Below are 13,728 nucleotides of genomic sequence, written 5' to 3'. Positions count from 1 at the left end.
CGGATCAGCACATGCTTTGGGTCAAGGCGTTCCATATCCTGTTCGTGACTTCGTGGTTCGCGGGGTTGTTCTACCTGCCGCGCATCTTCGTCAATCTGGCGATGGAGACCGATGCGGCCAGCGTGAAACGCCTGCTGCTGATGGCGCGCAAGCTGTTCCGTTTCATGACGATGCTGGCCGTTCCGGCCATCGTGTTCGGCCTCTGGCTGTTCCTGGGCTATGGCATTGGCCGTGGCGCGGGGCAGGGGTGGATGCATGCCAAGCTGGCGCTGGTGCTGGTGCTGATCGGCTACCACCACGGCTGCGGCGTGCTGCTGCGCAAGTTCGAACGCGGCGCCAACACGCGCTCGCACACCTTCTACCGCTGGTTCAACGAACTGCCGGTGCTGGTATTGCTGGCGGTTGTCATCCTGGTTGTCGTAAAGCCGTTTTAAGCTGACGTTCCAATTCGTTCTACCGTGAGGTCGTGATGAGCAAGCAGGTCGAGTATTTTCTGGCGCCGCCTTCCCCGTTTGTCTATCTGGGACACGCGCGCTTTGTCGAGATTGCCAACCGTCACAAGGCCCAGGTGCTGCTGAAGCCCTGCGATATCGGCAAGGTGTTCGCGGTGTCAGGCGGCCTGCCGCTGGCGCAGCGCCCGCCGCAGCGTCAGGCCTACCGGCTGGTCGAACTGGAACGCTGGAGCAAGTTCCTCGGCATCCCGCTCAACCTGCACCCAACGTTCTTCCCGGTTTCAGGCGATGCCGCGGCACGCCTGATCATCGCCGCTCAACTGGCCAACGGCACGGCGCGCGCGCTGGAACTGACCGGCGCGATCTCGCGCGCGGTGTGGGCCGACCAGCGCAATATCGCCGATGCCGCCACGCTGTCGCTGATCGCCGAGGAATGCGGTCTCGACGGCGCGAGCCTGCTCAAGGCCAGCGAGGGGCAGGCGGTGCAGGCCGCGTATGCGCAGAACACCCAGGACGCCATCTCCGCCAACGTGTTCGGCGCGCCGTGGTTCGTTCATGACGGCCAGCCATACTGGGGCCAGGACCGACTCGATTTCCTCGACCGCGCGCTCGCGGCGGGCTGATCGGGGGACGGTCACCGATACCTTCCGTCCGCCATGGCGGACGTTTTTGTTTGCAGGATTTTCACGCCATGACCCAAGCCTTCTTTGTACCTTGCCCGCGCGGCCTGGAACCCGCCCTTGCCGAGGAACTACGCGAAATCGCGCGGTATCCGGCCGTGGTGGCCGCCGCGCCGTTCGAAGTGCATCGGGAGGTGCCGGGCGGTGTGACGTTCTCGGGGGAGATGGCGGCCGCCTATGCCGTCAACCTTCACTCGCGCATCGCCAGCCGTGTGCTGCTGCGCGTGGCGCAGCGTGGCTACCGGCACGAGGACGACATCTACTCGCTGGTGCGCCAGCAGCGCTGGGAACAGTGGTTCTCGCCAGACGAGACGCTGCGTGTCGATGTCACGGCGCACAAGTCGCCGCTGCGCAGCCTGAATTTCACGGCACTGCGCGTCAAGGACGGGGTCTGCGACGCAATGCGCGAGCGGCTGGGCGCGCGTCCCAGCGTCGATACGGTGAGCCCGGATGTCCGCATCTACGCGCACCTGACCGAAACTGATTGCACCGTCTATCTCGACACCACCGGCGAGCCGCTGTTCAAGCGCGGCTGGCGCATGGAAAAGGGCGAGGCGCCGCTCAAGGAGAACCTGGCCGCCGGCATTCTGCGTCTGGCCGGCTGGACGGCGGGTCAGACCGATCGTCCGTTCTTCGATCCGATGTGCGGCAGCGGCACGTTCCTCGTCGAGGCCGCGCAGGTGGCGCTGGGCCTCGCGCCGGGCGCCGCTCGCACATTTGCGTTCGAGTGGCTGAAGGGCTGCGACACCAAGGCATGGCAGGCGCTGCGTGCCGATGCACAGCGCGCGCGTGAGCAAGCTGCCGGTCGCGCCACGAATCTGAAGATCGCCGGGTCGGATATTTCCACGGACATGCTGTCGATGACCCAGGCCAACTGGCAACGCGCCGGCCTGCCGGGCGATGTGCAACTGAAACAGGTGGATGCGCGCTTCGTCCAGCCGCCTTTTGCCGATGCAGGGCTGATGCTGATGAACCCGCCTTACGGCGAACGGATTGCCGTGCGTGGCGATCGCCGGGGTGCCATGCAGGACGCGCCGCGCGACGAGGCCGAGGAAGCCGCCGCCAACCAGTTTGCCGCGGCGTTTGCGACGACGCTGAAGCAGAGCTTCTCGGGCTGGCAGGCGTGGGTATTCACTGGCGATCTGACGATGCCGAAGCGACTACGCCTGAAAGAATCGCGCCGCACGCCGCTGTACAACGGCAATATCGAATGCAGGTTGTTCCGGTTCGATATGGTGCGGGGCGGGAATCGGGAACAGAAGAAGGATTGAGCGATGGTTCTACGCCTCTCTCCCGCGTGAGGGGGAGGGGTGACAACAAATGGTGCTTCCAGTGTTGTCGAATCAGTCGCGCTTGTTCCGCCCCGTCATCAATTCCGGATTCCGCGTGAATTCCGCCAGAAAGCTCTGCAGGCTGACCACGGGTTCCTGCAGCATGTGGCGGGGCAGGTCGAACAGCGCGTAGAAGTACTCTTCTTGACCTTCGCAACGCTCGGCGGGCAGGCAGTACTGTTCCCAGTCCACGCAGGCCGGCGTGTACATGCCGTTGCCGGGCCAGAAGAACGGCACGATGCGACCCTCGCGCAGGCCTTCGATCAGCGCGGCTGGCGCCTCGTAGGCCTCGGCGGATTCCACCTGGCTCATCAGCCCCGCGCGCGTTTCGATCACCATCAGAGTGGCATGGCCCTGGGCGGTCAGCAGCAGCATGCCCACCGGATTCGGATACAGGTAGTACTCGACAAAGCCATAGCGCGCGGCCGTCTGGCGCACGCGGTCGGCCATCGCCGGGTCGGACAGGAACGAGTACGAATGGCGAGTCAGCAGGTCGCGTAGCGTGCGCGAGATCGAGGCGAAGTACTGCTGCTGCAGCGCGTCGATTTCCTCGTTGAGCCGCGCCACCATGTTTGGATCGTGCTTCTTTACGTAGCGGTCGATCAGTCCGTGGTTGAAGCCCTGCACGGCGATGCTTTCGTCGGCCGTGCCGGTCAGCAGGATGGTCTTGCAGGGCAGGCCTTCCAGTGCCTGGCAGAACTCGAGGCCGTCCATCTGCGGCATCGAGTAGTCGACCACGATCACGCCGGGCTGCAGGAAGCGCTTCACATCGTGAATCTGGCGATGAATGCGATCGACGTCGAGCTGCACCGTGCGGCGCTCGGACAGGAAAGTCAGGTCATCATGGGTAACGTGCACCGGCAGGAACGCCGGGTGCCGTGTGGCATACGCTTCTCGAATCCACGCGAGTGCCTCGCGCGGGTCGGTAAAGCTGACCACTGCGCGGGATGCATCCATCTGGAATGCCAGGCTGTCGATGAACGATTTGCTGTCGTCCACCAGCACCGTCAGCACGGGGTGATGGAAGACCGACAGATTCCTGTCATGCGAACTGAATGTCATGGTGCGATCAAATCTGCCGTCGGCGGTGGACGGTGTGCGTGAGAGGCCGGGGCTAGGCGAGTATAGCGCCGAACCCGCGCGCAGGAATCGAAATCCGGAAAACGAAACGGCCGGCGTTGGTTGCCGGCCGCACTCGTTCGATTTCGTTGATTTCAGGTCTGCGAGTTGTTTTATTCACTTCGCAGACCTGCTGCCGCTCGGAAGATTAACGGCAGATTATCCGACCGCCTTGAACATGTCCTCGACCACCTTCTTGGCATCGCCGAACACCATCATCGTCTTGTCCATGTAGAACAGCTCGTTGTCCAGGCCCGCGTAGCCGGCTGCCATCGAACGCTTGTTCACAATGATCGTCTTGGCCTTGTACGCCTCCAGGATCGGCATCCCGGCGATCGGCGATTTCGGATCGGTCTTGGCGGCTGGATTGACCACGTCGTTGGCGCCTAGCACCAGCACCACGTCGGCCTGGCCGAACTCGCTGTTGATGTCCTCCATCTCGAAGACCTGATCGTACGGCACCTCGGCTTCGGCCAGCAGCACGTTCATGTGACCCGGCATTCGGCCCGCCACGGGGTGGATCGCATACTTCACCGTCACGCCGTGCTCGGTCAGCTTCTCGGTCAATTCTTTAAGCGCATGCTGGGCACGGGCCACGGCCAGGCCGTAGCCGGGCACGATGATCACGGTTTCCGCATTGCTCATCACGAAGGCAGCGTCATCCGCCGATCCGGACTTCACATTGCGCTGCGCCTTCGCGCCCGCCGTTGCGCCGGCCGATGCATCTGCGCCGAAGCCGCCCAGGATCACGTTGAAGAACGAGCGGTTCATCGCCTTGCACATGATGTACGAGAGGATCGCGCCGGAGGAGCCCACCAGCGAGCCTGCGATGATCAGCATCGGGTTGTTCAGGGAGAAGCCGATGCCGGCCGCTGCCCAGCCCGAGTACGAGTTCAGCATCGACACCACCACGGGCATGTCAGCGCCGCCGATCGGAATGATGATCAGCACGCCGAGCACGAACGCGATGGCCAGCATGATCAGGAACGGCAGCCACGACTGCGACAGGAAGAAGATCACGCCGAAGCCGATCATGCCGATGGCCAGCAGCAGGTTCAGCCAGTGCTGGCCCGGGAACACCACCGGCGCGCCCTGGAACAGACGGAACTTGTAGCGGCCCGACAGCTTGCCGAATGCGATCACCGAACCGGAGAACGTAATCGCGCCGACGAAGCAGCCGATGAACAGTTCGATGCGGTTGCCGAGCGGAATCAGATGCGAGCCAGCCGGCGTGATGCCGAACGCGGCAGGCTCCGCCACGGCGGCCACGGCGATGAACACGGCGGCCAGACCGATCAGCGAGTGCATCGCGGCCACCAGCTCGGGCATCTTGGTCATTTCGACCTTCTTCGCCACATAGGCGCCGATGCCGCCGCCGACCACCAGCGCGCCGAAGATCAGCGCCAGACCCGTGCCAACCGACGACTGCGCCGCACCTACCGCCAGGAACTCGTGCTTGATCTTGACGATCAGCGCCAGCGTGGTCACCACGGCGATGGCCATGCCGATCATGCCGAACGCATTGCCCTTGCGGGCCGATGCCGGGTGCGAGAGGCCCTTCAGTGCCTGGATGAAGCAGACCGATGCCACCAGATACAGCAGCGTCACAAGGTTCATGCTGATGGCTTCCATCACGCACCTCCCTTGTTGTCAGCCTTCGCCTTCGGTTCCTTCTTCTTGAACATCTCCAGCATGCGCTGGGTCACCAGGAAGCCACCGAACACGTTCACCGCGGCCAGGGCCACGGCCACCGTGCCCATGATGCGGCCGACGCCGCCTTCGGTGAGGCCGGCCGCCAGCATGGCGCCGACGATGATGATGGCCGAGATCGCATTGGTCACGGCCATGAGCGGGGTGTGCAGCGCGGGCGTCACCGTCCAGACCACGTGGTATCCCACGTAGATCGCCAGCACAAAGATGATCAGGTTGATCACCGTGTGGTTAACCATCTCCATCGACTTCTCCTCCGTTGCTTTTGAATACTTGCTGATGCGCTTCGCTTCGCGTTGCGTCGGATCGAGGCTGCGAGATCTGGGTCCGCCGATGGCGGGTTGCAGCGCGGATGGCTCCCCGCGCCGCTGCAAGGTCATCGGCGGACCGGCGCCAGGGCGTGATGGCCTGGCGCCGGTGTCGGATCAGGCTGCCTCGCGGATGACCTGGCCGTCCTTGCACATCAGGCAGGCGGCGACGATGTCGTCCTCAAGATTCAGCGTATAGCGGGCATCCTTGTCGATGATTAGCTTGAGGAAGTCCAGCACGTTACGCGCGTACAGCGCGGACGCATCGGCGGCAACCATGCCGGCAAGGTTCGTGTGACCGATCAGGGTGACGCCGTGGCGCTCGACCACTTCGTCGGCGACGGTCAGCGGGCAGTTGCCGCCTTGTGCCGCGGCGAGGTCGACGACGACCGAGCCGGGCTTCATCTGCTTGACGGTTTCTTCCTGCAGCAGCACCGGCGCGCGGCGGCCCGGGATCAGCGCGGTGGTGATGACGATGTCGGCCTGCGTGGCGCGCTGGTGCACCAGTTCGGCCTGGCGCCGCATCCAGTCGGCGGGCATCGGGCGGGCATAGCCGCCCACGCCTTGCGCGATCTCGCGCTCTTCGTCAGTCAGGAACGGCACGTCGACGAATTTCGCGCCGAGCGATTCGATCTGCTCCTTCACGGCGGGGCGCACATCGGAGGCTTCGATCACGGCGCCCAGTCGCTTGGCCGTGGCGATGGCCTGCAGGCCCGCCACGCCGGCGCCAAGGATCAGCACGCGCGCGGCCTTGACCGTGCCCGCTGCCGTCATCAGCATCGGCATGAAGCGCTGGTAGTGGTGCGCGGCCTCCAGCACGGCCTTGTAGCCGGCGATGTTGGCCTGCGAAGACAGCACGTCCATGCTCTGCGCGCGCGTGGTACGCGGCGCGGCTTCGAGCGCGAACGCCGTGATCGCGGCGCTGGCCATGCGCGCGTTGTTTTCGATATCGAAGGGATTAAGCATGCCGACCAGCACGGCACCCGGCTTGATCTGGGCTCGTTCGGCATCGTCCGGTGCGCGGACCTTCAGCACGAGTTCCGCGCCGAGCGCGTCGGCCGCTGAGCCGATGCGCGCGCCTGCCGCTTCGAACGCTGCGTCGGGAACACTGGCGCGGACACCGGCGCCGGCTTGCACCGTTACCTGATGGCCCTGCGCAACGTACTTCTTGACGGTCTCCGGGGTGGCAGCGACTCGCGCCTCACCTGCCCGCGTCTCGAGCGGGATGCCGATATGCATCGTCCATTTCTCCTTTTGATGGCGTCGTATCTGATTGGTTGGGCAGACGTCCTCGCCCCTGGTGTACCGCGTGCGGCGCACCATTTTTTGCGCAGCTTACCCGAAACTTACATTCGGTGGTGACTGGGCGGTCGGGGATTTGTGGCGTCACAGAGACTCATTCTTGCGCCTCATGAAATGACTTCTTTCATCGGGCGGCGATTGCTTCGCAATTCACCTTGATGGATTTGCTTCGGTGGCCTGTCCATTCTTGATGCCGATTTGACGCGCGGCTGCGTATCGTGGCGTTCACGTCTCTTTCGAGGCGTCTCTCCAAACGCACAACTGATTCCTCATGATCGCAACACGTCTGCTCACTTCGGCGCCGGCGGGACTGGCCGCTGCCGTGCTGTTCGCCATGCCGTTTTCGTCGGCCTTTGCGCAGGAAGCCTCTGCGCCCGTGGCCGAACCTTCCACGCCCCATACGTTCACGGCCAATGTGTCGCTGGTGTCCGACTACCGCTATCGCGGCATCAGCCAGACCAATCTGCGCCCGGCCATCCAGGGCGGATTCGACTATTCCCACGCCAGCGGCTTCTACGTCGGCAACTGGAACTCGAGCATCAGCTGGCTCGAGGATGCCGATTCGTCGGTGTCATCGCCCGTGGAAATGGATTTCTACGGTGGCTTCAGGAACACCTTCAAGCTGTCTGACCTCGAGTTCAACTACGACGTCGGCGTGCTGGAGTACTACTACCCAGGTGGGTACACCACTACGCGCCCGTACACCACGGAGCTGTACGCCGGCATCGGCTATGGCCCGGTGTTCCTGAAGTACTCGCATGCGGTGACCAATCTGTTCGGTATCGACGACAGCAAGAACAGTTACTACGTCGACCTGTCGGCGAATGTGCCGCTGAACGTCTGGGGTCTCACGTTCAATGCGCACGTGGGCTATCAGGGCGTGGCCCATCACAGCGATGCGTCGTACACAGACTGGAAACTCGGCCTGACCAAGGATCTGGGCAAGGGCTTCTCGCTGGCGGTGGCCTATGTGGATACCAACGCGAAGGCGTCGTTCTACACCAGCGCCAATCGTGGGCGATATCTCGGCAAGGCAGCAGCGTGGGCGTCGATCACCAAGACATTTTGAGCCCATCATCTTTACGCGATGTTGATGACCCGCTCGCGGAATGCTGCGCCAAATTGAGATCGCCATCCCTAGCATGGATGTCATGTTCAACAGACGATCCGCCAGACGCGGATCATTGCGACATGCGACAGTCTTCGAATCTCGCCGTGGCCTATGCGTCGGTGCCCCGACGCCGGATCGCTTCGAACGTGCAGTGGATTCGCCTGCGGCTTGCCGTGTCATCGGCGCAGGTCTTCATGCTGCGCCAGACATTGCATCGTGCTATCGGTAATCTTGCGCGTGTCTACGTGGTGGAGGTGGATCATCGCCACGGCGAGACCACGCTGCACGTGGAGGTGGGGCGCGAAGACCGCGAGGCAGCCATGCACGCCATCATGGCCGCGCTGCCCGCCGCCGAGTTTGGCGTGACGACGATGCTCGGAGACGACCATGCCACGCATTGAGTTCGCTCGCCCGCGCATCGTCGATGGGCTATGGCTGCCGATGGTTACGCCGCTGCATCACGGTCAGGTCGATGTAGACGGCGTGCAGCGGCTTGCCGCGCACTACGCGGATGCTGGCGTCGACGGTTTGATCGTGCTCGGCACGACCGGGGAGGGTGGACTGCTGACCGACGTGGAACGCCTTCAGGTCGCCGCCGCTACACTCGAGGCCGTGCAAGGCGCCGTGCCCGTGATCGCCGGGGTTGGCGGTGTGGCAACCCATGCGGTCTGCGAGCAGGTGCGTCGGCTCGAACGGATCGATCTTGCTGGCTATCTCGTGCCGCCGCCGTACTACCTGCGCGTGTCCGATGAGGGGATCGCGTGGCATATGCGCAGCGTCGCCAGTCATACGGCCAGACCGCTGATGTTGTACAACGTGCCGAAGCGCACGGGCTGCGCGATCTCGCCCGACCTCACGTGGCGTTTGGCCGCGCATCCGCAGATCGTGGCGCTCAAGGAGTGCGATGCGGCGGGAATGCGCGCGTTGGCAGGGCAGGATCGTCTTGACGTGTTCTGTGGCGATGATGCGGCCATGCTCGACCATCTGCTGCGTGGCGGCGCGGGAATCGTGCCGGCCTCGGCCCATATCCGGCCCGATCTGTTCGTGCGGCTTATTCAACTTGCCCGCACGGGGCGTGAGGAAGCGGCGCGCGCGCTGTTCCGGCAACTGTCGCCGCTGATCGGACTGCTGTTCGACGAGCCCAACCCCGCCCCGGTGAAGGCGGCGCTGGCGCTGTGTGGTCTGGCGCGCCCGGAGGTGCGTCGACCGTTGATGCCGGCGTCGAAGTCACTTGTGGCGAGACTCGACGCGGCGATTGCGCTGCTGCCGCCTGTCGTCGCGCGGGAAGCCGCCTGAGCGGGCGCTGACCTGCGGGGGAAACTGGCAGACGCCTGGGCCGAGGTGGCCCGAAAGAACCATCGCGCGATGCACGTTCGCACGGCAACCGGTAAAATGCCGGATTGCTTAAAAAATGTGCACCATGTCACGTGATTGGAATGCCAGCGTCACGGTAGCCGCCGTTATCGAACGGGGTGGCCGCTTCCTGCTGGTGGAAGAGGAAACCGCGGATGGTCTGCGTCTGAACCAGCCCGCCGGCCATCTGGAAGCGGGCGAGAGCCTGATTCGCGCCGTCGTGCGCGAAACGCTCGAGGAAACCGCGCATTCGTTCGAACCGCGCGCGCTGCTGGGCGTCTACACGAGCCGCGGCCGTTCGTCGCGCGACCAGGGCGACACCACCTATATCCGCTTCGCCTTTACCGGCGATATCGGCACACTCGACGCCGGGCGCCAGCTGGATACCGGCATCGTCCGTACCGTGTGGATGACCGCCGAGGAACTGCGTGGCTGCCCCGAGCGCCATCGCTCGCCGCTGCTGATGGCTTGCGTCGACGACTATCTGGCCGGCAAGCGTTTCGCGCTCGACATGATCCATACGCATCCGAGCACCGTGGCCGCGTCGATCGCGCCGGGCGACACCGCCGCGCCGACGAATCCGCCGGCGCAGGCAGGAGCGGCATCATGAGCGGCAAGCGCGTGGTGGTGGGCTTGTCCGGTGGCGTCGATTCGTCGGTCACCGCATGGTTGCTGAAGCAGCAGGGTTATGAAGTCATCGGCTTGTTCATGAAGAACTGGGAAGACGATGACGACAGCGAATACTGCTCGACGCGCCAGGACTGGCTCGACGTGGCGTCCGTGGCCGACGTGATCGGCGTGGACGTGGAAGCCGTCAACTTCGCCGCGGAGTACAAGGACCGCGTGTTCGCCGATTTCCTGCGCGAATACTCTGCCGGCCGCACGCCGAATCCGGACGTGCTGTGCAACGCCGAGATCAAGTTCAAGGCCTTCCTCGATCACGCGATGTCGCTGGGCGCCGATACGATCGCCACGGGCCACTACGCGCGCGTGCGGCAGGCGGCCAACGGCAAGTTCGAATTGCTCAAGGCGTTCGATCACACCAAGGACCAGAGCTACTTCCTGCACCGCCTGAACCAGGCACAGCTCTCGCGCACGCTGTTCCCGCTAGGCGAGATCCCGAAGACACGCGTGCGCGAAATCGCCGCGGAAATCGGCCTGCCGAACGCGAAGAAGAAGGACTCCACCGGTATCTGCTTTATCGGTGAACGTCCATTCCGCGACTTCCTGAACCGCTATCTGCCGACCCAACCGGGCCCGATGAAGACACCCGAAGGCAAGGTGGTGGGCGAACACATCGGCCTGGCGTTCTACACGCTGGGCCAGCGCAAGGGCATCGGCCTGGGCGGCAGCCGTGATGGTAGTGGCGATGCCTGGTACGTGGCGCGCAAGGACATGGCCAGCAACACGCTCTACGTGGTGCAGGGCCACGACCATCCGTGGCTGCTGACGTCGGAACTGAACGCTGCGGATCTGTCGTGGGTGGCCGGCGGGCCGCCAGCGGCGGGTGCCACGATGGCCGCCAAGACGCGGTATCGGCAGAGCGATGCCCCTTGCACAGTGGTGGCAGCCGAAGGCGATGCGTTGAAGCTTTCGTTCGCGGAGCCGCAGTGGGCGGTGACGCCGGGGCAGTCGGCCGTGCTGTATGACGGGGATGTCTGCCTGGGTGGCGGGATTATCCAGTAAGGCGGGAAGGGTGCCGGCAGATTGGGCGGCACCTGAATGCAACACGGCGCTTCACACCCAGTGTGAAGCGCCGTGCAAGATCACACGCAGACAGCCGCGTGTGAGCGATCAGCCTCGCGGCGGCTCGGTGTCGATAAACGACTGGCGCTTTTCGATCTTCTCCTGGAACGCCACCAGATTCGGATGGCGGTCGCGCCATGCGATGTCCGGGAAACGGAAGTCCAGGTAGGCCAGCGCGCAGCCAACCGCCACGTCGGCCAGCGTGTAGTGGGTGCCGGTGCACCAGGTCTTGTCGGCCAGGCCGGTCGACATCGCCGTCAGCGCGGCGTCGATCTTGCTGCGCTGGCGCTGTACCCAGCTTTCGCTGCGTTCGCTTTCCTTGCGCTGCGTGACTTCCAGGCGCGCCAGCAGGGCGGCGTCCAGCAGGCCATCGGCCAGGGCTTCCCAGCAGCGGACTTCCAGCCGCTCGCGACCGCCCTGCGGAATCAGGCGGCTGACCGGCGAGAGCGTGTCGGCATACTCGGCGATCACGCGCGAATCGAAGACCGCGCCGCCGTCCTCCATGACCAGGCAGGGCACCTTGCCGAGCGGATTGAACCGACCGATCGTGGTGTCTGGCGACCAGACGTTCTCCTCGATCATCTCGTAGTCAATTTTCTTCTCCGCCAGCACCACGCGCACTTTGCGCGCGTACGGACTGGTTTGGGACGCATACAGCTTCATGTTCTCCCCTTGAGCTTGTTATGAAGTGCATCGGCGCTCCTTGGCAGGCGGATTTCCACGCTGGCAGACGGGCCGCTTGCCCGATGCACTTCATAACAGGCTAATGGATGAGCGAGCGCGAGTATACCCGCGCCGGGCGCCGGATGCGCCACCAATGCGGCCTGGCGCACGGATCACGGGGCATTGGTCATGGCGTGCAGCACAGCGCCATGGTCCGATGATAAAATCGCGCGTTACGCTTTTCGCGGCCCGTGCACACCAACGTTGCCCGGTGATCGCACAAATCGCGCCGTGCGGCGCATTGATCGCTTCGCACGTGCCTCGCCCCCGCACCCGCCATGTGCGGAACGCGCCCATACCTCCCTTACTTCTGGTTGCCAGCATGTCCACGTCTTCCCTTTCGCCGCTTACCGCCCTGTCTCCCATCGATGGCCGCTATGCCGCCAAGGCCGATGCATTGCGCGAGTGGCTGTCCGAGGCGGCCTTCATGCGCAACCGCGTCAAGGTGGAGGTCAACTGGCTGATCGCGCTGGCCCAGGCCGGCCTGCCGGACGTGCCGAAGTTCTCGGCCGCATCGGAGGCAAAGCTGCTGTCGCTGGTGGAGAATTTCACCGAGGCCGACGCCGCCCGGATCAAGGAAATCGAAGCCGTCACGAACCACGACGTGAAGGCCGTCGAGTACTGGCTCAAGGAGCAGGTCAAGGGCAACGCGGAGCTCGAGGCCGCCAGCGAGTTCATTCACTTCGCCTGCACGTCGGAAGACATCAACAACACGTCGCACGGCATGATGCTCAAGGGCGCCCGCGACGGCGTGATCGTGCCGGCGCTCAAGCGCGTGCACGCGCGTCTGGTCGAACTGGCGAAGCTGAACGCCGCCCAGCCGATGCTGTCGCGTACGCACGGCCAGCCGGCCAGCCCGACCACGCTCGGCAAGGAAATGGCCAACGTGGCCGCGCGTCTGGCCCGCGCCATCGAGCGTGTGGAACGGGTGGAACTGCTCGGCAAGATGAACGGCGCCGTCGGCAACTACAACGCACACCTGTCCGCCTATCCGACGTTCGACTGGGAGTCGTTCTCGAAGCAGGTGATCGAGACGCGCCTGGGCCTGACGTTCAACCCGTACACGATCCAGATCGAACCGCACGACTACATGGCCGAGCTGTTCGATGCCGTCGCTCGCGCCAACACGATCCTGCTGGACCTGAACCGCGACGTCTGGGGCTATATCTCGGTGGGCTACTTCAAGCAGAAGACCAAGGCTGGCGAGATCGGCTCGTCGACCATGCCGCACAAGGTCAACCCGATCGACTTCGAGAACTCGGAGGGCAATGTCGGCCTGGCCAACGCCGTGCTGCGCCACCTGTCCGAGAAGCTGCCCGTGTCCCGCTGGCAGCGTGACCTGACCGATTCGACCGTGCTGCGCAACATGGGCGTGGCGTTCGGTTACAGCCTGCTGGCTTACGAGGCCTGCCTGCGCGGCCTGGGCAAGCTGGAAACCAACCCCGAACGCCTCAACGAAGACCTCGACAACTGCTGGGAAGTGCTGGCGGAGCCGGTGCAGACCGTGATGCGCCGCTTTGGCGTGCCCAATCCGTACGAGCAACTGAAGGAGCTGACCCGCGGCAAGGGCATCTCGCGCGAGGCGCTCCAGACGTTCGTGCAGGGTCTGGCGATTCCTGACGATGCCAAGGCGCTGCTGTTGGCGATGACGCCCGCCAGCTACATCGGCCGCGCCGTGGAACTGGCGAATCGCATCTGACGCCTGAGACGCGTTAAGAAACAAAAAGGGCTGGCCTGGTGCCAGCCCTTTTTGTTCTTGTCAGCCGTCAGGGTTGGGGCAGTAATTACCACTGTGCGGTCAATTGCCGGCACATGTGACCCGGATGACGGGTTACGATCACCGGCATTGCGGCGGGTGCGACATCTGGTCGCTTCAAATGATTTGAACAACTT

Annotated in this window: 14 protein-coding genes; 9 read left to right on the top strand and 5 right to left on the bottom strand. The window is 64.1% G+C overall.

Features of this window, described 5'->3' with window-relative positions; genetic code table 11:
* Positions 1-11 precede the first annotated feature (11 nt).
* From K6G35_RS13495 to K6G35_RS13485, 3 genes are all read left to right on the top strand, one after another.
* The gene (locus K6G35_RS13495; protein WP_008641878.1) at positions 12-434 is read left to right on the top strand and encodes a CopD family protein; all 423 of its coding nucleotides are present in this window, start codon (positions 12-14) and stop codon (positions 432-434) included.
* Positions 435-469: 35 nt separating this feature from the next.
* A complete protein-coding gene (locus tag K6G35_RS13490; protein WP_035884646.1) occupies positions 470-1,075 on the top strand; it encodes a 2-hydroxychromene-2-carboxylate isomerase in 606 nt (201 codons plus the stop codon).
* Between the two features lie 68 nt (positions 1,076-1,143).
* Positions 1,144-2,403: a THUMP domain-containing class I SAM-dependent RNA methyltransferase gene (locus K6G35_RS13485; RefSeq protein ID WP_008641880.1), complete on the top strand. Its 1,260-nt coding sequence runs from the start codon at positions 1,144-1,146 to the stop codon at positions 2,401-2,403.
* Between the two features lie 72 nt (positions 2,404-2,475).
* On the opposite strand, the gene K6G35_RS13480 is transcribed toward K6G35_RS13485, so the two are convergent.
* The 4 genes from K6G35_RS13480 to K6G35_RS13465 form a co-directional block, all read right to left on the bottom strand.
* A complete protein-coding gene (locus K6G35_RS13480; protein ID WP_008641881.1) occupies positions 2,476-3,525 on the bottom strand; it encodes a response regulator in 1,050 nt (349 codons plus the stop codon).
* A gap of 216 nt (positions 3,526-3,741) precedes the next feature.
* On the bottom strand, positions 3,742-5,214 hold the full coding sequence (locus K6G35_RS13475) for an NAD(P)(+) transhydrogenase (Re/Si-specific) subunit beta (protein ID WP_495675826.1): 1,473 nt from the start codon (positions 5,212-5,214) through the stop codon (positions 3,742-3,744).
* Positions 5,214-5,537, bottom strand: a complete 324-nt coding sequence (locus K6G35_RS13470) for an NAD(P) transhydrogenase subunit alpha part 2 (protein ID WP_035884647.1) — start codon at positions 5,535-5,537, stop codon at positions 5,214-5,216. The genes K6G35_RS13475 and K6G35_RS13470 overlap by 1 nt, the downstream gene beginning before the upstream one ends.
* A gap of 180 nt (positions 5,538-5,717) precedes the next feature.
* Complete coding sequence (locus tag K6G35_RS13465) at positions 5,718-6,839, bottom strand: Re/Si-specific NAD(P)(+) transhydrogenase subunit alpha (RefSeq protein WP_008641886.1); 1,122 nt, start codon at positions 6,837-6,839, stop codon at positions 5,718-5,720.
* 334 nt (positions 6,840-7,173) lie between these two features.
* On the opposite strand from K6G35_RS13465, the gene K6G35_RS13460 reads away from it, so the two are divergent.
* The 5 genes from K6G35_RS13460 to mnmA all read left to right on the top strand — a co-directional run bounded on the left by K6G35_RS13460 (position 7,174) and on the right by mnmA (position 11,052).
* Positions 7,174-7,971 (top strand): TorF family putative porin, encoded by a 798-nt coding sequence (locus tag K6G35_RS13460; RefSeq protein WP_186424753.1) that lies wholly within the window; start codon positions 7,174-7,176, stop codon positions 7,969-7,971.
* Between the two features lie 122 nt (positions 7,972-8,093).
* A complete protein-coding gene (locus tag K6G35_RS13455) occupies positions 8,094-8,414 on the top strand; it encodes a hypothetical protein (protein WP_008641891.1) in 321 nt (106 codons plus the stop codon).
* The gene (dapA, locus tag K6G35_RS13450) at positions 8,401-9,309 is read left to right on the top strand and encodes a 4-hydroxy-tetrahydrodipicolinate synthase (RefSeq protein WP_008641893.1); all 909 of its coding nucleotides are present in this window, start codon (positions 8,401-8,403) and stop codon (positions 9,307-9,309) included. Before K6G35_RS13455 ends, dapA begins: the two co-directional genes overlap by 14 nt.
* A gap of 115 nt (positions 9,310-9,424) precedes the next feature.
* The gene (locus K6G35_RS13445) at positions 9,425-9,976 is read left to right on the top strand and encodes an NUDIX hydrolase (protein ID WP_008641895.1); all 552 of its coding nucleotides are present in this window, start codon (positions 9,425-9,427) and stop codon (positions 9,974-9,976) included.
* Positions 9,973-11,052 (top strand): tRNA 2-thiouridine(34) synthase MnmA, encoded by a 1,080-nt coding sequence (gene mnmA, locus K6G35_RS13440; protein ID WP_017514257.1) that lies wholly within the window; start codon positions 9,973-9,975, stop codon positions 11,050-11,052. Before K6G35_RS13445 ends, mnmA begins: the two co-directional genes overlap by 4 nt.
* Before the next feature lie 108 nt (positions 11,053-11,160).
* On the opposite strand, the gene K6G35_RS13435 is transcribed toward mnmA, so the two are convergent.
* Positions 11,161-11,775 carry a glutathione S-transferase gene (locus tag K6G35_RS13435; RefSeq protein WP_495675825.1) on the bottom strand — a complete coding sequence of 205 codons (615 nt, stop codon included), beginning with the start codon at positions 11,773-11,775 and terminating at the stop codon, positions 11,161-11,163.
* 382 nt (positions 11,776-12,157) lie between these two features.
* Between K6G35_RS13435 and purB the strand changes: the two genes are divergently transcribed.
* The gene (purB, locus tag K6G35_RS13430; RefSeq protein ID WP_008641901.1) at positions 12,158-13,534 is read left to right on the top strand and encodes an adenylosuccinate lyase; all 1,377 of its coding nucleotides are present in this window, start codon (positions 12,158-12,160) and stop codon (positions 13,532-13,534) included.
* The last annotated feature ends 194 nt before the right edge of the window (positions 13,535-13,728 follow it).

Source organism: Cupriavidus sp. HY129 (assembly GCF_059492215.1).
The sequence above is the reverse complement of the archived record's forward strand: the minus strand, read 5'-3'. Positions and strand labels throughout refer to the sequence as shown.

Bases quoted from the DNA above. Each gene is read 5' to 3' on its own strand.
- K6G35_RS13495 (WP_008641878.1), top strand. From the start codon at position 12: ATGCTTTGGGTCAAGGCGTTCCATATCCTGTTCGTGACTTCGTGGTTC.
- K6G35_RS13490 (WP_035884646.1), top strand. From the start codon at position 470: ATGAGCAAGCAGGTCGAGTATTTTCTGGCGCCGCCTTCCCCGTTTGTC.
- K6G35_RS13485 (WP_008641880.1), top strand. From the start codon at position 1,144: ATGACCCAAGCCTTCTTTGTACCTTGCCCGCGCGGCCTGGAACCCGCC.
- K6G35_RS13480 (WP_008641881.1), bottom strand. From the start codon at position 3,525: ATGACATTCAGTTCGCATGACAGGAATCTGTCGGTCTTCCATCACCCC.
- K6G35_RS13475 (WP_495675826.1), bottom strand. From the start codon at position 5,214: ATGGAAGCCATCAGCATGAACCTTGTGACGCTGCTGTATCTGGTGGCA.
- K6G35_RS13470 (WP_035884647.1), bottom strand. From the start codon at position 5,537: ATGGAGATGGTTAACCACACGGTGATCAACCTGATCATCTTTGTGCTG.
- K6G35_RS13465 (WP_008641886.1), bottom strand. From the start codon at position 6,839: ATGCATATCGGCATCCCGCTCGAGACGCGGGCAGGTGAGGCGCGAGTC.
- K6G35_RS13460 (WP_186424753.1), top strand. From the start codon at position 7,174: ATGATCGCAACACGTCTGCTCACTTCGGCGCCGGCGGGACTGGCCGCT.
- K6G35_RS13455 (WP_008641891.1), top strand. From the start codon at position 8,094: ATGCGACAGTCTTCGAATCTCGCCGTGGCCTATGCGTCGGTGCCCCGA.
- dapA (WP_008641893.1), top strand. From the start codon at position 8,401: ATGCCACGCATTGAGTTCGCTCGCCCGCGCATCGTCGATGGGCTATGG.
- K6G35_RS13445 (WP_008641895.1), top strand. From the start codon at position 9,425: ATGTGCACCATGTCACGTGATTGGAATGCCAGCGTCACGGTAGCCGCC.
- mnmA (WP_017514257.1), top strand. From the start codon at position 9,973: ATGAGCGGCAAGCGCGTGGTGGTGGGCTTGTCCGGTGGCGTCGATTCG.
- K6G35_RS13435 (WP_495675825.1), bottom strand. From the start codon at position 11,775: ATGAAGCTGTATGCGTCCCAAACCAGTCCGTACGCGCGCAAAGTGCGC.
- purB (WP_008641901.1), top strand. From the start codon at position 12,158: ATGTCCACGTCTTCCCTTTCGCCGCTTACCGCCCTGTCTCCCATCGAT.